Genomic DNA, 22,822 nt, shown 5'->3' on the forward strand with positions numbered 1-22,822 from the left:
GGCAAGCCCGAAGCAGTGCGGCACCGGGGAAGCGAAGCGCCCCCGGTGCCCATCCGGACTCAGTAGGCGGGACGAAAGCCGAGCGTCAGCGAGGCTTCGTCCCGACTACCCTCGAGAAATCCGGAATTCCCATTCGGTGCCGTCGTCGGCGGCCAGCAGTTCGGCGGTTCCGCCGAGGGTGGCGATGCGCCCGATGATGGAGCGCGAGACCCCCATCCGTCCTTCGGCCGCCGCCTCGGCCAGTCGTCCGGGCGCGATCCCGACCCCGTCGTCGCGCACGCTGACGATCAACTCGTCGCCGGTATCTTCCAGCAGCACATAGGCTTTCGCACCGGGCCCGGCGTGCAGCTCCACATTGGACAGGGCGTTGGCCACCACCGCGGCGATCTCGTTCGCCGCCCACCGGCCGACCAGGACCGGATCACCCGGGGTGGACACGAACACCGTCGGTTTCGCGTGCACGGTCAACAGCGACCGCAGATCCACCTCGGCCCCGCCGGCGTCGCCGCGCGCCCCTTGCTCGGAGATCAGCACCCGCAGCGCCACCTCCTGCTCCCCGGCCCGCTCCGCCAATTCCTCGGTGGGACCGCCGATTTGGGTGCCACGCCGCTTGATGTAGCTGAGCACCTGCAGCACACCGTCGTGCACTTCGCGAGACAGTCGCTCGCGTTCTTCGGCGGCGGCGGTCAACCGCACCGCCTTCTGTAACTGCTCCTGCGCCCGCCGCGCGGTATTGGCCGCCAACCCCAGGGCGAGCCCGACCGAGACCAGCACCGGCAGGGTCGCATCGGTCCACACGTCCTGGCCCCACTGCTCCCGCACGGTGATGATCACGATGGAAATCAGGACGCCGGAGGCGATTCCGAGCACCGGCCCGCGCAGCAGCGCCGCCGAGATCACCGCGTTCGCGGCCCACAGCGTGGTCGGCAGCGTCTGATGCCCGTGGTACCAGTCGTAATCGGCGACCAGCCGGGTGGCGGCGATCAACAGGATCACCACGATGTGGTCGCCGAGCACCACCCACAGCCGCACGCGGGCGACGGTCGCCACCCACCAGTGCGAGAGCAGGAACGCCGAGGCGCCGGACCACACCACCATCAGCGCGATGAACACCCAGCTCAACCGCTGATTGTCGTAGTACTGCACGGACGCGACCTGCTGCCCGATCGCGTACAGCAACGTCACCAACCGGAACGCCTGCACGGCCCGCCACAGCGGCGCGGTCGCCGCCTCGGTCGGGTTCAGTTCAGCGGCGCTCTGTTCAGCGGTCGCGTTCCACGTCATCCGAATCCCCGGTTCGTAGCGGGCTGTCGGCCCGCTCTTCCTCGTTGATGAGTGTGGCGGTCACATCGAATCGGTCCGGGTCGGGCCGGTCCGGGGCGGCCGAATACAGCCGCCCGGAGTCCGGCCTTATGTCTTGGAACGCTTCCTCCGGACTCCCGGCCAGCAGTGACCGGATCGCGGTATTCATCACCGCCACGAACGGCACGGCCAGCAGACCACCCGCGATACCGCCGATCACCACGCCGGCGGTGATCGCCAGCACCACCGCCAGCGGATGGATGCTCACCGCGCGGCCGAGCAGGAGTGGTTGCAGCACATGCCCTTCCAGCTGCATCACCGCGATGATGATGCCGAGCACGATCAGCGCCGTCACCAGGCCCTTGGTCATCAGGGCGATGAACACCGCGACGAACCCGGCCAGGAACGCACCGATGATCGGCACGAACGCGCTGATGAACACCAGCGATGCCAGCGGCAGCGCCAGCGGCACGCCGAGGATCGCCAGGCCCGCGCCGATACCGATGGCGTCGACCGCGGCCACCACCACGGTGGCGCGCACGAACCCGACCAGCGTCCCGAAGCCGAGTTGCCCCGCCACCCGGACCCGTTCCCGGTGCGTCCGCGGCACGATCCGGGTGACGAAATTCCAGATCTGGTCGCCGCCGTACAAGAAGAAGATCAGGATGAACAGCGTCAGGAAGGTGCCGGTCAGGATGTGCCCGATCACCGTCGCGGTGGTCAGCGCCCCGCTGGTGAGGCTGTCCTGATTGGACTGGATCGTCTTGACGATGGTGTCGCCCGCGTTGCGGATCTGCTCGTTGCTCAGGTGCGGCGGCCCGTTGGTCAGCCAGTCCTGCACCTTCTTGATGCTCTGGGTGAATTCGTCGGTCAGCTTCGGCAGGCCCGCGACGAACTGCTCCACCACGAAGGTCATGATTCCCGCGACCACACCGAGCGACCCGATCAGCGCGACGAACACGCCCAGCGCGCGTGGCACGCCGAGCCGCTGCAGCCAATCGACCAGCGGCGCCAGCAAACCCGCCGCGAGCAGCGCGATGGCCAGCGGAATTATCACGGTCGCGAGCCGCTGCACGATCGCCGCGAGCACCCAGAGCGCCGCGGTGATCACCAGCAACCGCCAGGCCCACTCCGCCGACTGCCGGACCAGCGGATGCACCGCGTCGGCGGCGGTCGCGCGCGACGACGAGGCTGGGGTCTGCTTCTGGTCCGTCACCGCACCGAGCCTAATGGGAGCAGCCGACTCGAGCGGGTGTCCACATGATCGAAACGATAGATTGGTGGACGTGTCGGCGCCCCTGCGCCGCGAGCTCGGCGCCGGGAGGAGGTAGCGCAGCGTGACCATGGACAGCGTCGCGAACGGCGCGAATCCCGCACTGCAAGCGGTCAAGCAGACCATGCGAACACGCTGGCCGCTGTACCTGGCCTCGATGCTGCTGGCCAACGCCTTCGGCGCGGTGCTGGTCTGGGCGTTCATCCAGTACGGTCTGCCGGTTCCCGAAGGCGAGCCGACCGGCGTCCGGCGCACCGGCCTGCTCGTGCCCGGCCTGGTGTTCATCACCGGTGGCATGCTCAGCCTCCTGGCGTCCGCGCTGATGCTGCGCCCGGTGATGCGCTGGCAGGTGCGTGGCGGCCCGCCGAGCCGCCAGGAGCAGATGGCCGCGCTGCACGCGCCGCTGCGGCAGGCGATCGTGCATCTGGCGCTGTGGCTGATCTGCGGCGCGGTACTGGCCACCTTGATCATTTCGAAGTCGCCCGAGCTGGCGGGCGCGGTGATCGTCACCCTGTGTATGGCCGCCACCATCGTGTTCGGCTTCACCTACATGCTCGGCGAACGGATCCTGCGCCCGGTCGCGGCACAGGCGCTCACCGAGGGCACCTTCGACCACACGCTGACCCCGGGTGTCGGCACCCGGATGGCGATGACCTGGGGCATGGGCACTTTCGCGCCGACCATCGCGATCGTGCTGCTGTGCGTCACCCAGATCACCTCGGACGTGAAGTTCTCGGCGCAGTCGCTGGCCATCTCGATCCTGCTGCTCTCGGGCGTGGTGATCATGCAGGCGCTGGCGTTGTCCATGCTGACCGGTTCCAGCATCACCGACCCGGTGCGCCAGCTGTCCCAAGCCATCAACAGGGTGCAGGAGGGCGCGCGCGACGTGCAGGTGGAGGTCTTCGACGGCTCCGAGATCGGCCTGCTGCAGGTCGGTTTCAACCGGATGATGGAGGAGGCCGCCAAACGCCGGCAGTTGCAGGAGCTGTTCGGCCAGCACGTCGGCGAGGAAGTGGCGCAGCGCGCCCTGGATTACGGCACCGAGCTCGGCGGTGAGACCAGGTTCGTCGCGGTGCTCTTCGTCGATATGGTCGGGTCCACCGCGACGGCCGCCGAGCGCCCGCCGACCGAGGTGGTGAGCCTGCTCAACGAATTCTTCCGGATCGTCGTCGACGTGATCGACCGGCATCACGGGTTCGTCAACAAGTTCGTCGGCGATGCCGCGCTGGCCATTTTCGGCGCGCCGCTGGATCGTCCCGACGCGCCGACCGCGGCCTTGGCCGCCGCCCGCGAACTGCGCGAAGCACTCCGCGAGGTCCCCGGACTCGATATCGGTATCGGCGTTTCCGCCGGGCTCGCGGTCGCGGGAAATATCGGCGCGGCGAATCGTTTCGAATACACCGTGATCGGCGATCCGGTCAATGAGGCTTCACGACTGACCGAACTGGCCAAAGACCAACCCGGCCGAGTGCTCACTTCGGGCAGCGCGCTGTATTTCGCCGATGAAAGTGAGCAGGACTTTTGGGTCTCCGGCGACGAAGTGCAGCTGCGCGGGCGACGCCGGAAAACGCGTCTTGCCTGGCCGAAAGAGTCCGACCTGCCGAACGCCGATGCAGACAGCGAAAAGGCCGGTTCGTTAGGCTGACTTCGTGAATCAGCCCGCTGCTCCCCCGAGACGTGGCAGATTCAGTGGCAGATTCAGATGGCTTAAATGGGCGCTCGGGCTCGCTCTGGTCGCCGTGCTGGTCGCCGAAGCCGTGTATCTATGGCCGCGGCTACACGAATCCTGGCAAAGTCTCAGCGAAATCCATTGGGGCTGGTTCGTCCTCTGTATCGCATTGCAAACAGTTTCCATGAGCGGATTCGGCCGGCTGCAGAAACAATTACTTCGCGCCGGCGGAGTGCAGGTCTCGCAGCGCCGCTCGGTCGCCGTTGTCTACGGCGCCACCGCCATGTCGGTGACATTGCCCGCTGGCCAGGTCTTTTCCACAGCCTTCACGTATCGGCAGATGCGCCGCTGGGGCGCCAGCCCGATCGTTGCCTCGTGGCAATTGGTGATCTCCGGAGTCGTCGCAACCGCTGGTCTGGCGCTGCTCGGCGTGGGCGGCGCGCTCCTGGTCGGCAACACCATCGGCCCGTTCAAGCTGATCCTCTCACTCGCCGGTGTGGTCGCGCTGATCTGGGCGGGCAACTACGTCGCGAAACACCCGGGCGGACTGGAAGCAGTACTACGTCGGCTACTCGGCATCGCAAACCGGTTACGCAAGCGTCCGGCAGATCAGGGCATGGACAAGGTCAGTGAGGTTCTGGGTCAGCTGGAATCGGTGGACCTGCGTAAACGCGACGGTATGTGGGTCGGGGTCTGGGCGCTGACGCACCGGCTCGCGGACGTGGCCTGTCTCGGCGCGGCCTGCTACGCGGTCGGCGCCGACCCCCGCTGGGCCGGACTGCTGCTCGCGTTCACCGCCGGAAAAGCCGTGGGCTCCATTCCCTTCGCGCCCGGCGGCATCGTCTACGTCGACGCGACCCTGATCTACAGCCTCACCGTCGCCGCGGGCCTGCCCGCCGCGCAAGCTGTCGCCGCCGCCTTCGTCTACCGCCTCGTCAGCTTCATCTTGGTCGCGATCGCCGGCTGGATCGTGTTCGCGTTCCTGTTCCGCACCCCGCAGGCCGACGACGCCGAGTTCGAGAAGGAATTCGAGCAGCGCCGCCTTCAATGACCGTGAAGGGGCCCACTACCCTGGCGCGGGTGAAGAAACTGGTGCCATTGGTGGTTGATCTACTGCTGGTGATCCTGTTCTGTGTCATCGGGCGGCGCAGCCACGACGAGGCGGTCCTGACCGGCCTGCTGAAGACGTTGTGGCCGTTCGCGATCGGACTGGCGATCGGGTGGGCGGTGGCTTACGTCGTGGCCGGCCGGATCCTGGACGGCGCCCGATTCGACGGAACCGCGCTGTGGCCCACCGGAATCCTGGTGTGGCTGGGGACGCTCGGCGGCGGCATGCTGCTGCGGGTGATCGGCGGGCAGGGCACGGCGCTCAGTTTCGTCATCGTCGCGGCCACCGTGCTCGCGCTGTTCCTGCTCGGCTGGCGCGCGGCCGTCCGCGCGTTGAACTGACTCAGGCTTCGGGCGAGGCCAGCGACTGCAACATGCGGGCGGCCATCTTCGCCGTCATATCCCCGCTGTCCACGTTGTTGATGTGGACGGCGAAGGCCAGGTCACCCATGGTCGCGATGAGCCAGCCGTCCGAGCCCGCCCGCACCGCGTAGCCCGTGACATCGTGATACGCCCGCAGACTCGCCATCTCGGGCGCCCCGGCGCCGTCGCGCAACATGGTGCGCAGCCGATCGGCGATGGGCCCGTGCAGCGGTTCGAGTTTCGCGTCGGTGGCGCTGGGCTTACCGGACTCGATCATCGGCGCGGGCACCTCCCCGCGCGCGATCGCGGCCGCGGCGATCGCCATGCCGAACGGGCTGGCCAGCACCGCGTCCGAGCCGCCGCCCTGCTTGACCTGTTCGGCGCTGCGGCCCGCGATAGCCAAACGCCCGGTGACCTCGTCCAGACCGGGCACCTGATAGTCGATACCGATACCCAACCGGCTCGCCGCCTCGGCCGCTTCCGGCACCGTGATGTCCTGCGGCGCCTTGTTCTTGCTCACCGCGGCGATGGCCCGGAACAGTTCGATGTTGCCGCCGACCGGGTACAGCCCGGTGAACGCGACCGGCCCGTGCGCGCTGGCCTGGCTGTTCTGCGCGACCGCGACCACCGCGCCGCTGGACGGCTGGATCGCCACGATCGACGCGGGCGCGCCCACGCTGACCACCGCGTCCTCGGCCGCGCGCTGTAACCGCTGATCCATGGTCGAGGCGATGTCCGGGCCGGGCGGGCCCTGCACCCCGGCCACCTGGGTCACGAACTTGCCGTCCTGCTCGAAGATCTGCACGCCCCAGCCGGAGTGCTGTTCCTGGCTGTCCTGCTGCACCTTGCGCAGCGCGTCCAGCATGGGCGACCAGACTCGGCGGTCGGAGGAGATGAGCCGCTGCTGCTTCTCCATCACCACCCCGGGGATCGGCGCCATCCGCGGTTCCAGGATCTCGAAGTCGGGCTCGCGCAAGTTCACCGCGACGACGGGCTTGCCCTGCGAGGACGAGAGCTGCTGCAGCAGAGAGTCACCGGTGATCAGCGGCGCGACCGGTTCGATGGCCTTGGCCAGCGCATGCGCCGAGGCGGGCGGGTCGGTCATCTTGGCCGGGTCGAGCTTGATGACGTTGATCGGCTGCTCGTGCATGAGCGGCGCGCCGACCAGGTCGAGGACCTTGGGCGCGGGCGCCGGGTGGGTGCGCGTCAGTTTCACGGTGCGGTTGTTCTGCAGCTGCGGCATGACCAGGCTGGGTTCCCAGGAGATCCGCCAGCCGATGGCGAGCTTGCGCACGGTGCCCTGCAGGCTGTACTTCCAGTCCTTCTTGTCCCCGAAGTTCCAATTGGCGTCCAGGCTGAAAATGCCCTCGCTGGAACCCAGGTTGATGAACTGGGACTTCGCGTAGTCGGCCTTGCCCGGCTGCAGCCCCTCGAACATTTGCTTCAGCGTTGCCGAAGCGGCCGTGGGGTAGGAGGTGAGTTGCGCTGCCTTGCTGTAGTTCTGGTCGTCGAGCAGGTCGGTGAAGCGGTCGACAACGGCCTCGGGTTCGTTCGGCGTCTGCTCTTCAGCGCACGAGACCGTGCCCAGTACTACAGCCGCCACCCCCGCGAGTGCCAATGCGCCCCGGACGCGAAAGCGGCGGGATCCCCACACATCCATGTCGCCCACTCTTCACTCTTGTCACTCCAGTAACAAGATCACCGTACCTGACAGAAACTTGCCGGCGCCCGCCTGGCGACTGCCGGACGTTACCCACGCTCAGCATCCAATTGTGCCCGAATTCTCGGTTCGGATGGGCCGATCATGAACGGTGTCCAGTCACAAGGCGATAACTGGCGCCGCCACGGTACCGGCCGGAACGCGAAGTCTAGCGGTTCGAGAGAACCTCGGCGTTTCGGTCTGGCCGGGGCGACTGCCCCTATGTGTACCCCCCTCGAAACCTGTTCACCGGAAGCAGAACCCGATGCCTGGATTGCGACGTAATGTTGTAATCAATGAAACACTTCAGCGCTGAAGGCCTTCCGACAGCGCCCGGTCAGAAGAAGGTGACTCCCCATGCGGCACGAACACCGGGGACGTGGTTTCGGTAAGCCCGGCGGTTGGCAGCAGGCCGATCTCCCCGACCCAGCGGACGTTCCGGACTGGTTCGCCGGTCGTTTGCCCAGTGACTGGTTCACCGGGCCGCCCGTCATCGAGATCGATCGGGACGAAATTGTGGTGATCGGCGAGCTGCCGATGCCGAAGGTCGAGAAGACCACGCTCACGAAGGATTCGGAGGTGGACGCGGAGGCGCCTGCCGACGAGGTTCCGCAGGCCACCAAGGAAGGGGCCATCTCGCGGTTCCGGGAATCGACCCGGCCGGCGCGGATGCAGATCGCCGGCGAGGCGCAGCACCGCTACGGGCGCAATGTGGCGTGGGGCGTTTCGGTCGACGGCGAGCGGTTCACCTTCACCAACATGTCGGTGCCCGTGATGACGCGGCTGCGTCAGCCCGAACGCAAGGTGCTGGACACCCTCGTCGACTCCGGAGTGGCCCGGTCCCGCTCCGACGCGCTGGCCTGGACGGTGAAACTCGCGGGCAAGCACGCCGAGGAATGGCTCGAGGAATTGCGCTCGGCCATGCGCAAGGTCGACGACCTGCGCGCGGAGGGTCCGCAGGGCCTCTGAACTAGGGTGAGGCGTATGCCTTCCGACGGTCCGATCCTGGTGCTCAACGGTCCGAACCTGAACATGCTCGGCACCCGCCAGCCCGAGGTGTACGGTGCGGCCACGCTCGACGACGTGGTCGCACTGTGCGAGCAGACGGCGGCGCGGTTCGGGCGGCAGGTCGTCGCGTTCCAATCCAATTCCGAAGGCGCGCTGATCGATCGGATCCACCAGGCCCGGGGCGCGGAATCCGCGATCGTGATCAATCCGGGCGGGCTCACCCACACCTCGGTCGCATTGCGCGACGCGCTGGTGATTCCGGAGGTGCCGATCGTGGAGGTGCACATCAGCAATGTGCACGCGCGCGAGGAGTTCCGGCACCACTCCTTCGTCTCGCCGATCGCGACCGCGGTCATCGCGGGCATGGGCATCCAGGGGTACGCGGCGGCCATCGAATTCCTCGCCACCCGGGCTTGACCCGAGCGGCCCTCGCCCTGCTCAGCTGATCCGGAAGACCGGGAATCCCGGTGCGATGGCGGCCAATTCGGCATCCGTCGCGTCCTTGGTGATGCCCTCGAAGAACCGGCCGACCTCCCAGCCCCACTTCTTCAGGTACATGCGCAACAGCGGCACCTTGTCGGTGTCGGGGACCTCGGTGGCGGTGAACGCCTCGGTCTTGCGGCCCAGGCGCAGCTCGCCGTCGCCGGCGACGCGCAGGTTCTTCACCCACTGCGTCTGCCCCCGCGGCGCGACCAGGTAGCGCGCGCCGTCGGTGTCGACCATCAGGTTCACCATGGTGGTCCGCCATTCCCCGCTCTTGCGGCCGCGGACGGCGAGCTCACGCGAATTCATGATGCTGATACCGAGTTTCGGCAGCAGGTTGAAGAACCGGTTCATCATCGGCTCGAGGCCGGTGGGGGCGATGTAGCGGGTGCTGGCGTTCATCTCGACTCCTATTTGTGAGCACTGCTCTCTGTTGTGAACAGTGTTCCACGGAGTCGCCATTGCAGTCAAGAGCAGTGCTCTCGCTTTCTTCGAAGGCGCTGGTCACAGTGCATTGTGGCGGCGAAATGTAGTAGCTATGCTACGAATAATCATCAACCCACAACAGGGAGGGACGCTATGACCGTGGGTGAGGGCGTAGTGCTGGATGTCGAACGGCTGCGCATGCGATACGGCAGCACCGATGTCTTGCATGAGGTGACCTTCCAAGCGCGCCGGGGGGAGGTGGTGATCCTGCTCGGCCCGAACGGGGCGGGCAAGACCACCACGATCGAGATCCTGGAAGGGTTCCGGATGCGGTCGGCGGGGCGGGTTTCGGTGCTCGGCGTCGACCCCGCCGACGGTGACGAGCGGTGGCGGGCGCGCGTCGGCGTCGTCCTGCAATCCTGGCGGGACCACGGCAAATGGCGGGTACGCGAACTGCTCGACAATCTCGGGTCGTTCTACCTGCCCTACAGCACCGAAGAAGTCCGAAGGCCCTGGGACACAGACGAACTCCTGAAACTGGTCGGGCTCACCGATCAGGCCGGAGCCAAGATCAAGACGCTCTCCGGCGGCCAGCGCCGCCGCCTCGACGTCGCCATCGGCATCGTCGGCCGCCCCGAAGTGCTGTTCCTGGACGAGCCCACCGCCGGCTTCGACCCGGAGGCCCGCCGCGAATTCCACGACCTGATCCACCGTCTCGCCGACGACCAGCAGACCACCGTGCTGCTCACCACCCACGATCTGGACGAGGCCGAGAAGCTGGCCGACAAGATCCTGATCCTGGCGGGCGGCCGCATCATCGCCGACGGCACGGCCGACGAGCTATCCCGCCGCATCGCGGGCGAAGCCGAAATCCGCTGGACCCGCGGCGGTCAGCGTTTCGTGCACACCACCACCGAGTCCACCGAGTATGTCTACGAGTTGTTCAAACAGCACGGCGACGAGATCGGCGAGTTGGAGGTGCGGCGCGCCTCGCTCGAGGACACCTATATGACACTGGTGCGGCGGTTCGAATCCGGCGAATTCGAGACCGAGGTACACACCCTGGAGGAGGTAAAACGATGAACGCCACCATGGTCGCGGTCCGCGCGGGCGGTCGTCGCGCCGCGGTCGAGACACGGAACCTGTTCACCAACGTCGAAGACCTGATCGGCCTGATCTTCTTCCCGGCCCTCACTCTGATCGCGCTGTACTTCATGCGGAACGGGTCGTTCGAGGCCACCGGGCTGAAACTCGGCGCTCTGGCACTGCCGAGCGTGGCCGGTTCCCTCATCGCGTTCAACGGGTTCTACGGCATCGCCAACTACCTGCTGCTGGACCGCGAGGACGGAACCTTGCTGCGCGCCAAGGCGATTCCGAACGGCATGGTCGGCTATCTGATCGGCAAGCTCGCCGCCACCGCGGCCATGGTGCTCGCACAGGTGGCCGGGGTGCTCGGCATCGGCCTGGTGGTCGTCGGCGGTATCTCGCTGGACAGCCTGGGCCGCTGGCTCACCCTGATCTGGGTGATCGCCCTCGGCCTGCTCGCGGTGTTGCCGGCCGGGGCGATCATCGGTTCCTTCTTCGAAAGCGCGACCGGCATGTTCTTCCTGTCCATGCCGCTGATGGGGCTGGTCGGGATCTCGGGGATCTTCTACCCGATCACCGCCCTGCCCGGCTGGTTGCAGGGCGTGGCCCAGGTGTTCCCGATCTACTGGCTCGGCCTCGGTATGCGCTCGGCGCTGCTGCCCGCCGACGCCGCCGCCATCGAGATCAATCAGTCCTGGCGGCATCTGGAAACCGCTGCCGTGCTGGGAGTTTGGGCAGCCCTCGGGCTGCTGATCGCCCCGATCGTGTTGCGCCGCATGGCCCGCCGCGAATCGGGTTCCGTGGTGGCCGAGCGCCGGCAGAAAGCGATGCAGCGTGCCTACTGAAGTCATCTACAACCGGATCGCGATGCTGCGCGCCGAGCGCGGGATCTCCCGGCGCGAACTGGCCGACGCGCTCGGCGTGCACTATCAGACGGTCGGCTATCTGGAGCGGGGTGAGTACAGCCCCAGCCTGCACCTGGCGCTGCGCATCGCGTCCTACTTCGAGGTGACGGTGGAGGTCATCTTCTCCACCAACCCATTCCCGCGCCTCGGGTCGGCCACCGAATCAGCTTGAGGCGCGCGGATTTCGGATCAGGTCGTAGGTGGGGACCGCTTGGCCGGAGGCTTCGCTGGCGGCGATTGCCCTGTGCCAGAAGGTCTTCACGACTTCTGTGAGGGAGGTGTCGATGCCCGCCGCGGTGCCGGTCGCGATGACGTGCTCGGCACCCGCGGCCATCATGCGCAGGGCGGCCAGGTCACCCCAGCCGCCGGCCTGGGCAGCTGCGGCCATGCCCGCGTAGAAGTCGTCCGCTCCGTTCAATGCCCGCTGGGCGTAGGGCAGGAAGCGGGCGATGTCTTCTCCGGAGCCGTCGATGGTGGCCAGAGCCTGTTCGAAACCGAGGAGCCAGGGCAGGAAGACGGTCAGCACCGCCTGGTAGTAGAGCTGGGCGAGACCGTCTTCGGTGCCCAGGTATTCCTGGGAACCGATGGGGCGCAGCAGATCTCGATGCTTGTCGAATACCTCCCGGGGGCCGCTGTAGAAGAGATAGGACGAGGGCAGGGCCAAGCCGTCGCTCTGCGCCATGACGCCGCCGCAGAGGAACTCGGCGCCGTGCGAGCGGACCCAGGCCGCGCCCGCGCGGGTGGCGGCCGGGGAATCGGAGGACAGATTGACGATCACCTTGCCCGCCAAATGCGCCGCGGCCGGGGCGAGCACGTCGTACATGGCCGCGTAATGGGTCAGGCTGAGAACGGTCACCTCGGACGCGGCCAGCGCCTCGGCGACCGTCTCGACCCGGCGCGCACCGAATTCGACCATGGCTTCGGCCTTTTCGGCGGTGCGGTTCCAGACGGTCACCTCGACACCGGCGGTGCGCAACTCCTTGACCATCGCCTGGCCCATCGGGCCCAGGCCGATCAGAGAGATCGCGCGAGTCATGCCGTACGACCGCCCAGCAGTTGGTAGATCGACACCGGCTTGCCGGTTTCCTCGGTAGCGGTAACCGCCTTGCGCCACAACGCCTGTGCGGCGTTGGAGAACACCGGGTCGACGCCGACCTCCGTGCTGGCATCGATGATGTGCTGAGCGCCCGCGTCCATCATCTTGAACGAGGCCAAGTCGCCCCAGCCGCCCGTCTTCACCGCGTCCACCGAGACCTCCATGAAGTGCGGGTAGGCCGCGCTGGAACGCTGCGCGAAGGGCAGGAACTGCTCGATGTCGTGGCCGGCGTTGGCGATGGTCGCCAGCGCCTGGTCGAAGGCGATCAGCCAGGGGTGGAAGGTGATCAGCAGCGCCTGGTAGAAGACCTGGGCCAGGCCGTCGTCGAGGCCGAGGTACTCCTGCGGGCTCAGCGGACGCAGCAGCGCGGCGTGTGCGTCGAAAACGTCCTTCGGGCCACTGTAGAAGATGTACGCCGCGGGATGATCGATCACATCACCGGCGGACATCACCCCGCCGGAAATGAATTCCGCGCCGTGCGACCGAACCCAGGCCCCACCTTCTCGCGCCTTTTCCGGGGAATCCGAGGAGAGGTTGGCGATCACCTTGCCGGGCAAGTGATCCAGTGCCTGGCCGAATACGTCGTACATGGCGGCGTAGTGGGTGAGGCTCAGGACCGTGACCTCGTTGGCGTCCAGCGCTTCGGCGACGGTCGCCGCCCGCTTGGCACCCAAGGCGACCATGGCGTCGACCTTGCCGGTGCTGCGATTCCACACCGTCACCTCGACCCCGGCCTTCAAGAAGGCCTGGACCATGGCCTGGCCCATCGGGCCGAGCCCGACTACGGAAACGGAGCGTGTGGTGGTCTGCTCGGACATTGTGTGTCCCCTTCGGTTGTTCGCTGGATTGCTTGAACCGATGGTTATCCGCGCAGGTAGAGTCGACAAGACCGCACGTCGAGGTAGGGCTACTAACCTCGAGGTAGGCAATCAGGTCAGGAGGACGCGATGACGACGAACGGTGACGCGGATCACGACGTGTGCGGCATGACAGTCGCCATCGATGTGGTCGGCGGCAAATGGAAACTGCACCTGATGTGGGTCCTGGGCATGGGTCCCCAGCGCTTCGGTGAGATCCGCCGCCTCCTCGAAGGCGTCAGCGAAAAGGTCCTCGCCGAAAACCTCCGCCAGCTCGAAGCCAGCGGCGTCCTCCACCGCGAAGTCTTCGCCGAAGTCCCACCCCGCGTGGAGTATTCCCTCACCGAACTCGGCGAATCACTGCGAGTAGCCCTGCTCCCCCTCGAGATGTGGGGCGACAAGAACCGCCGCGAACTCCTCGGCAACATGCTCGCCTCCGCGAGCTGACATCCGAAGTCCCCTCAGGGAATTGATACCCAGGTGTCCACAGGGCTGAAATGTGGTACCACCGGTTGATGGGATGTCGTATGAGCGAACTTGTTCTGGACTGCACCGATGCTGAAGAGCTGGCGCGGTTTTGGTGCGAGGTTCTCGGATACACCGTGCTCGATCGGGATGACGAGGGGGGCATCGAGATCGGGCCGGCCGCCGGGTTCGGCGGGTTGCAGCCGACCATCATTCTCAGTCCAGGTATGGAGCCGAGGCGGGAGAAGTCGCGGCTGCACTGGGATGTGAGCCCCACCGGGGTCGATCAGGAGACGGAGCTGAAGCGGCTGCTCGGACTCGGGGCTCGGCAGGTCGATATCGGCCAGGGTGATGTGTCCTGGCATGTGCTGGCCGACCCCGAAGGCAACGAGTTCTGTTTGCTGCGGTCGCCGATCCCGGCTTAAGCCGGGAGGTGCTCGGTGGCTATCTGCTCGCCGACTTTCTGGAGCAGCGGGCCCGCGTTGGACATGGACTGGGCCGGGTCCGGTTCGAGGTCGGCGAGGGCGTAGCAGGCTGCGAAGCCGGCGGAGCGGATTTCGTCGGCGGCGAGAGTGGTACGGCCGACGGCGGCGACAGCCGGGACGCCGGCGGCCTGGGCTACCGAGCAGACACCGATCGGAGCTTTGCCGTGCAAGCTCTGGGAGTCGAGTGAGCCTTCACCGGTGATGACGAGGGTGGCGTCGCCGACCAGGGTGCGGAAATCGAGGAGGTCGAGGATGACCTCGATGCCGCTGTGCACCTGCGCGCCGAGCACTGCCAGAGCGCCGAATCCGGTGCCGCCGGCAGCGCCGGCGCCGGGGAGATCGGCGAAGTCGGGGCCGACCAGGCGGGACCAATTCGCCAGGGCCGCTTCGAGGATCGGCAGGTCGCCGGCGGTGGCGCCCTTCTGCGGGCCGTAGACGGCCGTCGCGCCGGTCGGGCCGAGCAGCGGGTTGTCGACGTCGCAGGCGAGCGTGAAACGCGCCGCGGCGATATGGGAATCGAGACCGGAGCGATCGAATTCGGTGGCGTAGGCCAGAGCTGCGCCGCCGAGCGCTAATTCGCGCCCTTCGGCGTCGAGGATGCGGGCGCCGAGGGCTTGCAGCATGCCCGCGCCGCCGTCGGTGGAGGCGCTGCCGCCGAGGCCGATGATCACTTCGGTCGCGCCGCGAGCGAGGGCGTGCGCGATGACGACGCCCAGGCCGTAGGTGCTCGCGCCGAGCGGGTCCGGATCATCCCCGGGGAGTTTCACCAAGCCGACCACGGCGGCCAGTTCGACCACGGCGATCGCGTCCCGCATCGCGTACGCCGTGGGTTCGGGGTCGCCGGTGGGGCCCGGCGCGGTCAGCTCCACCCGCTCCCAGCCGGCGGCGACGAACGCGTCCACGGTGCCGTCGCCGCCGTCGGCGACCAGCAACTGGGTGATCTCCGCGTCCGGGCGGGCGTGTGCGATGCCCGCGGCGAGAGCCGCCGCTGCCTCGCGGGCAGTCAGCGAGCCCTTGAACTTGTCCGGGGCCACCACAACTCGAGGGGAGGTCTCACGTGCCATAACCACATTCTGTAGGCCGATCCCCGGATTCCGACCACCCCCGAGACCAGAAACACCTACTTCTTTCGGCGCGGCCCTAGCTCAGGGTTTGGGCAGCGGGGCCTGGTCAGCGGCGGTGATGGTGGCCTGACCGGTGCGCAGGTAGGTCATGACCGCGTCGTCGAGGACGGTGTTGCCCCGGCCGAAGGTGCCGTGGTCGCCGCCTTCGACGGTGACCAGCGCACCGTTCAGCGCCCGCGCCAGAGCGGGACCGCCTTCGTATTTGGTCAGGGCATCGTGGCGGCTCTGCAGCAGCAGTGGTTTGGTGCGCAGGTCGGCGCCGGTCAGCGCCACCGGTTTCGCGACCGGCTCCCAGGCCCCGCAGGCCGCGCCGGAACGGACCATATCGGCGCGCGCGTCCATGGCGTTGCCGCCGGTGGCGATGGTGCCGACCGCGGCGGCGAGGAGTTCGGGTTTACCGGGGACCGCGTTCTCGTTGCAGGTGATCGCCGCGAAAACGAAGCGTCCGGTGGGATTGGTGGCGGTGATCCCTTCCAGCGCCAGCAGGCGGGCGACGTTGGCCGGGTCGGTGCTGGCCTCGGACATGGCGCGGGCGAAGGTGGGCCAGAACGTCCGGGTGTAGGTGGCGACGGCGGTGGCGCCGACCATCGGGGTCTGCGCGGACGCACCGCCGGAAAGCAGTGTGCGGACCAGGTTTTGGACCTTGCCCGCCTGCTCCATCGTCAGATTGACGCCGTCGCGGGCGATTTCGGCGAGCGGCGCGGGCAGCTCACGCGGGAGGTCGGAGACGCCGGCGGGCGGCGGGGTGAGGTTGGCGTACCAGCCGCCGCCCTGCGCGGAAACCAGCCGCACCCAGTTCTCGTAGACCTGGAAAGGCGTGTCACCCAGGTGGTATTCGCTGTTGTGCTCGGCGATCCAGGTGAACAGGTCGTCGAGGCGCTGCTTGCCCGCGACCTGCTGCTGGGCGAATTCCTCGGTCCACACCCAGTCCGGATGCACGTTGGAGTCCAGGATCATTCGATCCACGCGTTGCGGGAACAGCGAGGCGTAGACCGCTCCGAGGTAGGTGCCGTAGGAGACGCCGAGATAGTTGATCTTCTCGATTCCCAGTGCGGCGCGCACGGATTCGAGGTCGCGGGCGGTGTTCTCGGTGGTGATGGTGTCGAGGTAACCGGGCTGCGCGGCATCGCAGGCCTTCTTGACCTCGTCCCGAGATCCACTGTTGAGCGAAACCTGTTCGCTCTCTGCGATTTCGCCCGCGCTCTGGCAGGTCAGCGGTGTGGCCCAGCGCAATCCGCGCGGCTGCACGGCGATCCGGTCGTAGTCGGTGGCCAGCGCGGCGGGCAGGGTGGTGACACGTTTGCCCCAGTAGTCCAGGGCGTCCGCGCCGGGACCGCCCGGGTTGGCGAAAATGACGCCGCGGCGGGCGCCGGTGGCCGCGATCCGGCTGACGGTCAGGTCGATCCGCGGGCTGCCGGGCTTCGAGTAATCCATCGGCACGCTGATCACGGCACACTGCACGCCACGATCGGCGGTCACCGAATCCGCTGGGCAGGCACCGAATTCGAGGCCGGGGGCAGCTTGCGCGGGGACGGTGACGAGCGCTGCACCGAGCAGACCGGCAGCGGCCATCAGGCCCACTACCCGCGGGGTGAACCGCACCGCTGAATTCCGCATGATCTCGTACCTCCGCCGGACGGCCGCTGCCGATTGAGCGAATGGCGCGACCAAGAGCATTCTGCTCACCGGTGCGCCGGTAGACAAGTCAGGGCGGATCATTTCACACCTACGCCACCAATACGCGTTGCGAAGCATCGCGAATGGGCCGCTCCAGAGTAACGTCGAACTATGTCGACAGAGGTGCGCAACAACACCCACCTGGAACGCTTCGAGATCTCCGTCGACGGCACCCTCGCCGGCTGGGCCGAATACCAGGACACCGCTTCCGAGCGCGCGTTCGTGAACACCGAAATCCAGCCGCAGTACGAGGGCCACGGCTACGCGAAGTCACTGGTCGATGTCGCGCTGCGCACCAGCAGAGCAGAGGGTTTCGGCATTCTGCCGATGTGCCCGATGGTGCGCAACTACGTGGAAACCCATCCCGAGTATGTCGCTTCCGTGCCCGCGTGGGCCCGGCCGCGCATGGGCCTGCCTCAGTAATTCGCTACCGCACCGTCGAGCGCTTGCTGCAGGTCGGTGCGGACCCGCCGCGCGATTTCGGCAGGTTTGGCGGGCAGGTCGAAGATCGGGTTGCCGAAATAGAAGCTGGCCGACTTCGCCTCCTCCTTGGTCGGCTCGACCGTCGGATCCACGCGCGGCCCATAACTGAGCCCGAGACTGATCAACACCGGTGCCGCGCCGAGCTTGTGCGACCGGAACGCGATGTGCCCCACCCCGCTTCCGACCGCCTGCACCTGCGCCGGGTCGACCTCGTTGCAGGTGCCCTCGGGGAAAATCGCCAGATGCTCGCCGCGCGCCAGCCGTTGCGCGCAGATATCCATCATCTGCTGCCCGGCGGCGTTGACCGCGCGCAAACCGTGGTCCTTGCCGCGGAATACCGGAATTCCGCCCATCATGTCGACTTTGCGCCGCTGCTCGGCTTCGAGGAAGAGTTCGTCCTTGGCGAGCACGCGCACCCTGCCGATGATCGGACGCAACGCGCTACGCCACGCCGCGGCCGCCACGGTATACGGATCGTTCTGCGAGAGATGGTTGATCGCGATCAGCATCGGGCGGCCCGATTTCACCAGCGCCCGCACCTGGTCACGGGCGTGCGGCGCATAACTGATCCGCGGGTGATAGCGCCGGCCGAGTAGGGCGTACGCCGCCATGGCTTTCAGCCGATTCTGCCGATGGTGCAGATAGAAGTCATAAACAGCATCGCTATTTTCCAGAATGACCTCAGGCGGTTCCATAGGGCGACTCTACTGGCGACCGAAACGCCGGGGCTCCAGACCAGTGCGGATCGGGGTGACAGCTGCGAGAATGTGCGGGTGGCACGCGGAGACGATCCGGACGAGCGGAGAACGCACGGCGGCGGTGACCGCCGCCGGCGCGATTTCCGGCACAGCGAGCAATTGGTACGGGCGGGCACCCTGTTGGTGTCCGCGACCGACCTGGTCGAGCCCACCTTCCGGCGCACCGTCGTGTACATCATCGAGCACAACGACGGCGGCAGTCTGGGTGTGGTGCTGAATCGGCCGAGCGAGACCGCGGTGCGTGATGTCCTGCCACATTGGGCCGCCACCACCGCCGCACCGCACAACCTGTTCATCGGCGGGCCGGTGAAACGCGATGCCGCACTATGTCTCGGCACGCTCAGAGTCGGGGCGTCCATCGCGGGGGTGGCGGGCTTACGCCGCGTCGACGGGCGGGTGGTGCTCGTCGATCTCGATTCCGATCCGCGTCTCGTCGCGCCCCTGCTGGAAGGCGTACGGATTTTCGCGGGCTACGCGGGCTGGACTTTCGGGCAGCTGGAGGGCGAGCTACAGAACAACGATTGGATCGTGTTATCCGCCTTGCCTTCTGATCCGATCAGCACCGGCCGCCCCGACCTGTGGGCACACGTGCTGCGTCGCCAGCCGCTGCCCTTGGCGCTGCTGGCGACGCATCCGATCGAGCTGGAACGTAATTAGCGACCCTGCTTGCGGAACACCGACTTCGACCAGAAGTAGCCGACGGCGGCGATCACCACGCACCAGACGATCGAGATGATGCCGCTGCTGCCGATCTCGCTGCCCATCAGTAGACCGCGGACCGTCTCGGTGAACGGGGTGAACGGCTGGTACTCGGCGAACTGCCGCAGGCCGACCGGCATCGTGTCGGTGGGCACCAGGCCGCTACCGATGAAAGGCAGCATGATGATCGGGAACGGCATATTGCTGGCGCCTTCGGGATTCGGCGCGAGCAGGCCGAGCGCGACCGACAGCCAGCTGAGCGCGAACACGATCAGGCCGATCAGGCCCACCGCGGCCACCCACTCCACCGGGTTCGCGTCGGGGCGGAATCCGGCGATGAAGGCCACGCCGAGCATGGCCCCGAGGCCGAGGATCGACTGGATGATCGTGCCCATCACATGCCCGGTCAGCACCGACGACGGTGAAATCGCCATGGTGCGGAACCGATTCACGATGCCCTTGGTGGTATCGGTGTTCACCGATACCGCGACCGAGGCGGTCAGGTAGGCCGGCAGCAGGAGCAGCATGCCGGGCGTCAGGTAGTCGATGTAGTTGCCGCCGCCGGTACCGACCTCCAGCGCCCCGCCCATGACGAAGTTGAACACCAGCAGCAGCACGATCGGCATGAAGATGACGGCGAACGTCATCGACGGATAGGCCTTGGCGTGCATCAGATTCCGGCGCAGCATGGTCATCGAATCGGCGAACGCCGTGGACCGTGCGGTGCTCCGGCGCGCGACCGGCGCGGTGATCGTGGTCATCGCACAGTCTCCTTTTCAACAGTGGAATGTCCGGTGAGAGTGAGGAATACGTCGTCGAGGGTGGGCGTCTGCACGGCCAGGCCCTCGACCTCGATCTGCTCATAGTCGAGGCGATCCAGTACGGCGCGCAGCGATTTCACGCCACCGTCGCTGGGCACGGCCAGGATGAAGTCCTCGGTGTCGTCGTCGAGATCCGGGGCGCTGGTACCGAGAGCCGCGGCGGCCGCGGCCAGTGCGTTCCGGTCGGCGAACTCGAGGCGGACATGGCCGCCGGGCACGAGCCGCTTCAGTTCTGCCGCAGTGCCTTCCGCGACGATGTGCCCGTGGTCTAGGACCGCGATGCGGTCGGCCAGCTGATCGGCCTCCTCCAGGTACTGGGTGGTGAGGAAGACCGTCACGCTGTAGTCGTCGACGAGACCGCGGATGATCTCCCACATGGACCGGCGACTCCGCGGGTCCAGGCCGGTGGTCGGTTCGTCGAGGAAGATGATGCGCGGGTCGCCGACCAGGGTCATGGCCAGATCGAGGCGCCGGGTCATACCGCCCGAGTAGGTGGACGCGGGCTTGTCGGCCGCTTCGACCAGGTCGAACCGTTCCAGCAACTCGGCGGCCAGTTTGCGAGTTTCCTTGCGCGGCAGATGGTGCAGATCTCCCATCAGCATCAGGTTCTGCCGTCCGGTGAGCAATTCGTCGACGGCCGCGAACTGGCCGGTGACGCCGATCGCCTCGCGGATCGCGTGGTCTTCGTGGTCCAGGTCGTGCCCGGCGACCCGGACCTCGCCGGCGTCGCGGGCGATCAGAGTGCTCAGGATCTGCACGGTGGTGGTCTTGCCGGCGCCGTTCGGGCCGAGCAGCGAGTAGATGGTGCCCTCGGGGACGACGATGTCGATCCCGTCGAGAACCACCTTGTCGCCGTAGGACTTTCGCAGGCCCTGCGCGGAAATCGCAGGCAAGCGATGACCGTTCGTCATGGGTGTTCCTTTCCGAATTATTCATTAGTACATGCGAATGCGCGCATGCTTTAGCCGCACCGCTCCCGTCCAGCGGTGCGGTGTTTTCGTTTTCGGTGGCCGGAGCCTTAGATGTCGAGTTCCTCGATCGGCGGGCGTTCCGCGATGTCGACCACCCGGCTGTACAGCTTGTCCGGGAGGTACTCCTTCAACTCTTCGATCGAATCGACGATCACCAGTTTGAAGTCGCCCCAGTCCGGATCGCCGACGCCGAGCGTGCGGCGCCAGTTGGTGAGGTCCTTGATCCAGTTGCCGGATTCGCCGCCCGCCGGATACTCGGACCAGTCAGCGATGTGCGCGTGCATCACGAATTTGCCCTTGCGGCTGCGATACACCCGATAATGACTCTGCAGGTTCTCGACCCAGTCCCGCGTTTCCCCGAGCAGCGCGCCGGAGAACCGGACCTGCCGGACCCCGCCGTGGCCGACCTCGAGCACTACTTCCTCGTAGCCCTCTTGCCGGCCCTCTTCGAGTTCGATGAACCGGCGCAGCGCCGTGGTCACTGCGCCCGACAGATTGCCACCGACCAATTCCTGCGCCCGTGCGAACAGCGGCAGGTCATCGTCGGAAACGTAGATAGTCTTGTTGGGCATGAGAACTACTATACGTAGATGTATACGTACATGCAAGCGCTAGCCGAGACGAGGCCATCAGCAGCCTCCACCACCACCGCCACAGCCTCCGCCGCCACCACCACAGCTGCTTCCACCGCCGCCGCAGCTGCTTCCGCCACCGCCGGAATCGGAGAAGAAGAAGCCGCCGCTGCTACCGCTTGCCGCGCCCCAGGAACCCGAGCGCTGGCGGCGGCTACCGGCGCGCGCGGCGGCGGAGAACAGCAGGATGGCCACGATCAGGCAGATCAGTCCGCTGATCGGGTGCCCGCCGACGAAGGCGAAGAACGAGGCGAAGCCGAAGAGAACTCCGAAGATCGAGAACGTCATTATTTCCTCCCCGAGAGAAAGGGCCTCCCCCAGAAGGCCGTTGCCGCCACGCTACGGGACGGCCCCCCGCGCATGCACTACCTTTTGGTCATTGTTGCTAAAACTTCATCCGGCGCTCAGTCACTGCTCGAACTGGAGCTGCCGCCACCACAGCTGCTGGAGCTGGAGCTGGAACTAGAACTGCTGCTGGAACTATCGCTGTAGCTACTACTCGAGCTGCCGCCGCCGTAGCTCGAGCCGCCGCCGCACCCGCTGTCGCCGCCGTAGTAGTAGGACTCACCGCCGTAACCGCCTGCGCTCCACGGGTCCGAATATCCGCCGCCCCCGTGATATCCGTAGCCACGGTGATATCCGTAGCCACCGGACCGTCCGCGCGACCGTCGGCTGCGACCACGGCGAGGCGGCGGGCGGTGATACGGCGGGCGGTGATACGACGGTGGCCCGGTGCGGCCGATGGCCTCGGCGAGGACCCGCATCAGCACCACGACAGCTGCGCACATCAGACCGAATACCAGATAGGTCAGTGCGGTTCCAGGCTCCCAGGTAATGAGAGCCACGAAGACAATCAGGAACGAGATAATCGCCACGAACGCTGCGAGCACCGCAATGAGCGTCAGCGCTACACCGGCCAAACCTCTGACTGCGCGCATTGGCCACCTCCTTGCTACCCGGCCTCCGAACGGAGGCTGTGAGGTGAAGGTAGGCAGGCAGGCCTATCGGCCGCTGAAGAAAATCTTGTCAGTTCGACGGTGCGCAGGTATCGCGCAGCGAGCACGAACCGCACGACGAACCACAGCCGGACTGCACCGGAACCAGGCTCGCGATCGCCTTGTCGGCGGCGATGGCGCCGCCACCGAGGGTGAACAGGGCGACGGCCGCGCTGACCAGGGCGACGATCAGACCGACCACGACACCGGCCTGGGACGCGATCAGACCACCGGCGAACAACAGCGCACCGGCCGCCACCGAGGTGGGCGCGGCAACGCGGTTCGCGATGCGGAAGGTCTCATCGGTGCTGAGGGCGGACTCGGTGTGCACGCCGACGAAGCGGTTGCGGGGCAGCCGGCCGGTCAGTCCGAGCACGCCGGTTGCGATGGCGACGAGGGCCAGCACGAACAGGGCGAGAGCTACGACGAACACCCGGC

Annotated in this window: 27 protein-coding genes; 12 read left to right on the forward strand and 15 right to left on the reverse strand. The window is 66.9% G+C overall.

Going from position 1 to position 22,822, the window contains the following annotated elements; translation table 11 throughout:
* Nucleotides 1-105: 105 nt before the first annotated feature.
* On the reverse strand, nucleotides 106-1,284 hold the full coding sequence (gene macS / locus IBX22_RS16490; RefSeq protein WP_194816443.1) for a MacS family sensor histidine kinase: 1,179 nt from the start codon (nucleotides 1,282-1,284) through the stop codon (nucleotides 106-108).
* Nucleotides 1,262-2,518 carry an AI-2E family transporter gene (locus IBX22_RS16495; protein ID WP_309234641.1) on the reverse strand — a complete coding sequence of 419 codons (1,257 nt, stop codon included), beginning with the start codon at nucleotides 2,516-2,518 and terminating at the stop codon, nucleotides 1,262-1,264. Before IBX22_RS16495 ends, macS begins: the two co-directional genes overlap by 23 nt.
* 127 nt (nucleotides 2,519-2,645) lie before the next feature.
* Between IBX22_RS16495 and IBX22_RS16500 the strand changes: the two genes are divergently transcribed.
* Genes IBX22_RS16500 through IBX22_RS16510 form a run of 3 tightly spaced genes read left to right on the forward strand, consistent with a single transcriptional unit; the run spans nucleotide 2,646 to nucleotide 5,693 of the window.
* Nucleotides 2,646-4,220: an adenylate/guanylate cyclase domain-containing protein gene (locus tag IBX22_RS16500; RefSeq protein ID WP_375540268.1), complete on the forward strand. Its 1,575-nt coding sequence runs from the start codon at nucleotides 2,646-2,648 to the stop codon at nucleotides 4,218-4,220.
* A gap of 4 nt (nucleotides 4,221-4,224) precedes the next feature.
* Nucleotides 4,225-5,295, forward strand: a complete 1,071-nt coding sequence (locus IBX22_RS16505; RefSeq protein ID WP_309234642.1) for a YbhN family protein — start codon at nucleotides 4,225-4,227, stop codon at nucleotides 5,293-5,295.
* Nucleotides 5,296-5,324: 29 nt separating this feature from the next.
* The gene (locus IBX22_RS16510; RefSeq protein WP_194816444.1) at nucleotides 5,325-5,693 is read left to right on the forward strand and encodes a DUF3054 domain-containing protein; all 369 of its coding nucleotides are present in this window, start codon (nucleotides 5,325-5,327) and stop codon (nucleotides 5,691-5,693) included.
* Between the two features lies 1 nt (nucleotide 5,694).
* Here the strand turns inward: IBX22_RS16510 and IBX22_RS16515 are convergent, their stop codons facing one another.
* A complete protein-coding gene (locus tag IBX22_RS16515; protein ID WP_194816445.1) occupies nucleotides 5,695-7,374 on the reverse strand; it encodes an NTF2-like N-terminal transpeptidase domain-containing protein in 1,680 nt (559 codons plus the stop codon).
* Nucleotides 7,375-7,770: 396 nt separating this feature from the next.
* Between IBX22_RS16515 and IBX22_RS16520 the strand changes: the two genes are divergently transcribed.
* Both IBX22_RS16520 and aroQ read left to right on the forward strand, forming a co-directional pair.
* On the forward strand, nucleotides 7,771-8,382 hold the full coding sequence (locus IBX22_RS16520) for a hypothetical protein (protein WP_194816446.1): 612 nt from the start codon (nucleotides 7,771-7,773) through the stop codon (nucleotides 8,380-8,382).
* Nucleotides 8,383-8,397: 15 nt separating this feature from the next.
* Nucleotides 8,398-8,838 carry a type II 3-dehydroquinate dehydratase gene (gene aroQ / locus IBX22_RS16525; RefSeq protein WP_194816447.1) on the forward strand — a complete coding sequence of 147 codons (441 nt, stop codon included), beginning with the start codon at nucleotides 8,398-8,400 and terminating at the stop codon, nucleotides 8,836-8,838.
* A 21-nt stretch (nucleotides 8,839-8,859) separates the two neighbouring features.
* Here aroQ and IBX22_RS16530 read toward each other — a convergent pair whose 3' ends face one another.
* Complete coding sequence (locus IBX22_RS16530; RefSeq protein WP_194816448.1) at nucleotides 8,860-9,306, reverse strand: nitroreductase/quinone reductase family protein; 447 nt, start codon at nucleotides 9,304-9,306, stop codon at nucleotides 8,860-8,862.
* Nucleotides 9,307-9,483: 177 nt separating this feature from the next.
* Between IBX22_RS16530 and IBX22_RS16535 the strand changes: the two genes are divergently transcribed.
* Genes IBX22_RS16535 through IBX22_RS16545 form a run of 3 tightly spaced genes read left to right on the forward strand, consistent with a single transcriptional unit; the run spans nucleotide 9,484 to nucleotide 11,493 of the window.
* Nucleotides 9,484-10,413: an ABC transporter ATP-binding protein gene (locus IBX22_RS16535; protein ID WP_194816449.1), complete on the forward strand. Its 930-nt coding sequence runs from the start codon at nucleotides 9,484-9,486 to the stop codon at nucleotides 10,411-10,413.
* Entirely contained in the window at nucleotides 10,410-11,261 is an 852-nt protein-coding gene (locus tag IBX22_RS16540) for an ABC transporter permease (RefSeq protein ID WP_194816450.1), read from the forward strand. Before IBX22_RS16535 ends, IBX22_RS16540 begins: the two co-directional genes overlap by 4 nt.
* Nucleotides 11,251-11,493 carry a helix-turn-helix transcriptional regulator gene (locus IBX22_RS16545; protein WP_194816451.1) on the forward strand — a complete coding sequence of 81 codons (243 nt, stop codon included), beginning with the start codon at nucleotides 11,251-11,253 and terminating at the stop codon, nucleotides 11,491-11,493. Before IBX22_RS16540 ends, IBX22_RS16545 begins: the two co-directional genes overlap by 11 nt.
* Here IBX22_RS16545 and IBX22_RS16550 read toward each other — a convergent pair.
* Nucleotides 11,485-12,357, reverse strand: coding sequence for an NAD(P)-dependent oxidoreductase (locus tag IBX22_RS16550; protein ID WP_194816452.1), 873 nt, complete (start codon nucleotides 12,355-12,357; stop codon nucleotides 11,485-11,487). The two genes, IBX22_RS16545 and IBX22_RS16550, sit on opposite strands and share 9 nt — an antisense overlap.
* Complete coding sequence (locus IBX22_RS16555; protein ID WP_194816453.1) at nucleotides 12,354-13,235, reverse strand: NAD(P)-dependent oxidoreductase; 882 nt, start codon at nucleotides 13,233-13,235, stop codon at nucleotides 12,354-12,356. The genes IBX22_RS16550 and IBX22_RS16555 overlap by 4 nt, the downstream gene beginning before the upstream one ends.
* 129 nt (nucleotides 13,236-13,364) lie before the next feature.
* Here IBX22_RS16555 and IBX22_RS16560 point away from each other — a divergent pair, with 129 nt between their 5' ends.
* Both IBX22_RS16560 and IBX22_RS16565 read left to right on the forward strand, forming a co-directional pair.
* Nucleotides 13,365-13,721: a helix-turn-helix domain-containing protein gene (locus IBX22_RS16560; protein ID WP_194816454.1), complete on the forward strand. Its 357-nt coding sequence runs from the start codon at nucleotides 13,365-13,367 to the stop codon at nucleotides 13,719-13,721.
* 68 nt (nucleotides 13,722-13,789) lie between these two features.
* Nucleotides 13,790-14,164, forward strand: a complete 375-nt coding sequence (locus IBX22_RS16565; RefSeq protein ID WP_194816455.1) for a VOC family protein — start codon at nucleotides 13,790-13,792, stop codon at nucleotides 14,162-14,164.
* Here the strand turns inward: IBX22_RS16565 and IBX22_RS16570 are convergent.
* On the reverse strand, nucleotides 14,161-15,288 hold the full coding sequence (locus IBX22_RS16570; protein ID WP_194816456.1) for a glycerate kinase: 1,128 nt from the start codon (nucleotides 15,286-15,288) through the stop codon (nucleotides 14,161-14,163). The genes IBX22_RS16565 and IBX22_RS16570 overlap by 4 nt on opposite strands.
* Nucleotides 15,289-15,369: 81 nt before the next feature.
* The gene (locus IBX22_RS16575) at nucleotides 15,370-16,965 is read right to left on the reverse strand and encodes an alpha/beta hydrolase (protein WP_228538841.1); all 1,596 of its coding nucleotides are present in this window, start codon (nucleotides 16,963-16,965) and stop codon (nucleotides 15,370-15,372) included.
* 171 nt (nucleotides 16,966-17,136) lie between these two features.
* Here IBX22_RS16575 and IBX22_RS16580 point away from each other — a divergent pair, with 171 nt between their 5' ends.
* Nucleotides 17,137-17,448, forward strand: coding sequence for a GNAT family N-acetyltransferase (locus IBX22_RS16580; protein ID WP_194816457.1), 312 nt, complete (start codon nucleotides 17,137-17,139; stop codon nucleotides 17,446-17,448).
* Here IBX22_RS16580 and IBX22_RS16585 read toward each other — a convergent pair.
* Nucleotides 17,442-18,203 (reverse strand): 1-acyl-sn-glycerol-3-phosphate acyltransferase, encoded by a 762-nt coding sequence (locus IBX22_RS16585; RefSeq protein WP_194816458.1) that lies wholly within the window; start codon nucleotides 18,201-18,203, stop codon nucleotides 17,442-17,444. The two genes, IBX22_RS16580 and IBX22_RS16585, sit on opposite strands and share 7 nt — an antisense overlap.
* Before the next feature lie 78 nt (nucleotides 18,204-18,281).
* Between IBX22_RS16585 and IBX22_RS16590 the strand changes: the two genes are divergently transcribed.
* Nucleotides 18,282-18,923, forward strand: a complete 642-nt coding sequence (locus tag IBX22_RS16590; protein WP_194816459.1) for a YqgE/AlgH family protein — start codon at nucleotides 18,282-18,284, stop codon at nucleotides 18,921-18,923.
* On the opposite strand, the gene IBX22_RS16595 is transcribed toward IBX22_RS16590, so the two are convergent.
* The 6 genes from IBX22_RS16595 to IBX22_RS16620 form a co-directional block, all read right to left on the reverse strand.
* The gene (locus IBX22_RS16595; RefSeq protein WP_194816460.1) at nucleotides 18,920-19,726 is read right to left on the reverse strand and encodes an ABC transporter permease; all 807 of its coding nucleotides are present in this window, start codon (nucleotides 19,724-19,726) and stop codon (nucleotides 18,920-18,922) included. The two genes, IBX22_RS16590 and IBX22_RS16595, sit on opposite strands and share 4 nt — an antisense overlap.
* Nucleotides 19,723-20,697, reverse strand: a complete 975-nt coding sequence (locus IBX22_RS16600) for an ATP-binding cassette domain-containing protein (RefSeq protein ID WP_194816461.1) — start codon at nucleotides 20,695-20,697, stop codon at nucleotides 19,723-19,725. The genes IBX22_RS16595 and IBX22_RS16600 overlap by 4 nt, the downstream gene beginning before the upstream one ends.
* Nucleotides 20,698-20,804: 107 nt before the next feature.
* The gene (locus IBX22_RS16605; RefSeq protein WP_194816462.1) at nucleotides 20,805-21,329 is read right to left on the reverse strand and encodes an EXLDI protein; all 525 of its coding nucleotides are present in this window, start codon (nucleotides 21,327-21,329) and stop codon (nucleotides 20,805-20,807) included.
* Between the two features lie 57 nt (nucleotides 21,330-21,386).
* Nucleotides 21,387-21,677, reverse strand: a complete 291-nt coding sequence (locus tag IBX22_RS16610) for a hypothetical protein (protein WP_194816463.1) — start codon at nucleotides 21,675-21,677, stop codon at nucleotides 21,387-21,389.
* A gap of 116 nt (nucleotides 21,678-21,793) precedes the next feature.
* Nucleotides 21,794-22,327 carry a hypothetical protein gene (locus IBX22_RS16615; RefSeq protein ID WP_194816464.1) on the reverse strand — a complete coding sequence of 178 codons (534 nt, stop codon included), beginning with the start codon at nucleotides 22,325-22,327 and terminating at the stop codon, nucleotides 21,794-21,796.
* An 88-nt stretch (nucleotides 22,328-22,415) separates the two neighbouring features.
* Nucleotides 22,416-22,817, reverse strand: a complete 402-nt coding sequence (locus tag IBX22_RS16620) for an SdpI family protein (protein WP_194816465.1) — start codon at nucleotides 22,815-22,817, stop codon at nucleotides 22,416-22,418.
* Between the last annotated feature and the right edge of the window lie 5 nt (nucleotides 22,818-22,822).

It is taken from the genome of Nocardia sp. XZ_19_385 (genome assembly GCF_015355755.1).
Taxonomy (GTDB): domain Bacteria; phylum Actinomycetota; class Actinomycetes; order Mycobacteriales; family Mycobacteriaceae; genus Nocardia.

What these genes read in the sequence shown, in the direction of transcription:
- aroQ (WP_194816447.1), top strand. Translation starts at nt 8,398, where the DNA reads ATGCCTTCCGACGGTCCGATCCTGGTGCTCAACGGTCCGAACCTGAAC.
- IBX22_RS16605 (WP_194816462.1), bottom strand. Translation starts at nt 21,329, where the DNA reads ATGCCCAACAAGACTATCTACGTTTCCGACGATGACCTGCCGCTGTTC.
- IBX22_RS16595 (WP_194816460.1), bottom strand. Translation starts at nt 19,726, where the DNA reads ATGACCACGATCACCGCGCCGGTCGCGCGCCGGAGCACCGCACGGTCC.
- macS (WP_194816443.1), bottom strand. Translation starts at nt 1,284, where the DNA reads ATGACGTGGAACGCGACCGCTGAACAGAGCGCCGCTGAACTGAACCCG.
- IBX22_RS16555 (WP_194816453.1), bottom strand. Translation starts at nt 13,235, where the DNA reads ATGTCCGAGCAGACCACCACACGCTCCGTTTCCGTAGTCGGGCTCGGC.
- IBX22_RS16535 (WP_194816449.1), top strand. Translation starts at nt 9,484, where the DNA reads ATGACCGTGGGTGAGGGCGTAGTGCTGGATGTCGAACGGCTGCGCATG.
- IBX22_RS16540 (WP_194816450.1), top strand. Translation starts at nt 10,410, where the DNA reads ATGAACGCCACCATGGTCGCGGTCCGCGCGGGCGGTCGTCGCGCCGCG.
- IBX22_RS16520 (WP_194816446.1), top strand. Translation starts at nt 7,771, where the DNA reads ATGCGGCACGAACACCGGGGACGTGGTTTCGGTAAGCCCGGCGGTTGG.
- IBX22_RS16615 (WP_194816464.1), bottom strand. Translation starts at nt 22,327, where the DNA reads ATGCGCGCAGTCAGAGGTTTGGCCGGTGTAGCGCTGACGCTCATTGCG.
- IBX22_RS16570 (WP_194816456.1), bottom strand. Translation starts at nt 15,288, where the DNA reads ATGGCACGTGAGACCTCCCCTCGAGTTGTGGTGGCCCCGGACAAGTTC.
- IBX22_RS16585 (WP_194816458.1), bottom strand. Translation starts at nt 18,203, where the DNA reads ATGGAACCGCCTGAGGTCATTCTGGAAAATAGCGATGCTGTTTATGAC.
- IBX22_RS16560 (WP_194816454.1), top strand. Translation starts at nt 13,365, where the DNA reads ATGACGACGAACGGTGACGCGGATCACGACGTGTGCGGCATGACAGTC.
- IBX22_RS16530 (WP_194816448.1), bottom strand. Translation starts at nt 9,306, where the DNA reads ATGAACGCCAGCACCCGCTACATCGCCCCCACCGGCCTCGAGCCGATG.
- IBX22_RS16600 (WP_194816461.1), bottom strand. Translation starts at nt 20,697, where the DNA reads ATGACGAACGGTCATCGCTTGCCTGCGATTTCCGCGCAGGGCCTGCGA.
- IBX22_RS16575 (WP_228538841.1), bottom strand. Translation starts at nt 16,965, where the DNA reads ATGCGGAATTCAGCGGTGCGGTTCACCCCGCGGGTAGTGGGCCTGATG.
- IBX22_RS16515 (WP_194816445.1), bottom strand. Translation starts at nt 7,374, where the DNA reads ATGGATGTGTGGGGATCCCGCCGCTTTCGCGTCCGGGGCGCATTGGCA.
- IBX22_RS16500 (WP_375540268.1), top strand. Translation starts at nt 2,646, where the DNA reads ATGGACAGCGTCGCGAACGGCGCGAATCCCGCACTGCAAGCGGTCAAG.
- IBX22_RS16565 (WP_194816455.1), top strand. Translation starts at nt 13,790, where the DNA reads ATGGGATGTCGTATGAGCGAACTTGTTCTGGACTGCACCGATGCTGAA.
- IBX22_RS16550 (WP_194816452.1), bottom strand. Translation starts at nt 12,357, where the DNA reads ATGACTCGCGCGATCTCTCTGATCGGCCTGGGCCCGATGGGCCAGGCG.
- IBX22_RS16610 (WP_194816463.1), bottom strand. Translation starts at nt 21,677, where the DNA reads ATGACGTTCTCGATCTTCGGAGTTCTCTTCGGCTTCGCCTCGTTCTTC.
- IBX22_RS16580 (WP_194816457.1), top strand. Translation starts at nt 17,137, where the DNA reads ATGTCGACAGAGGTGCGCAACAACACCCACCTGGAACGCTTCGAGATC.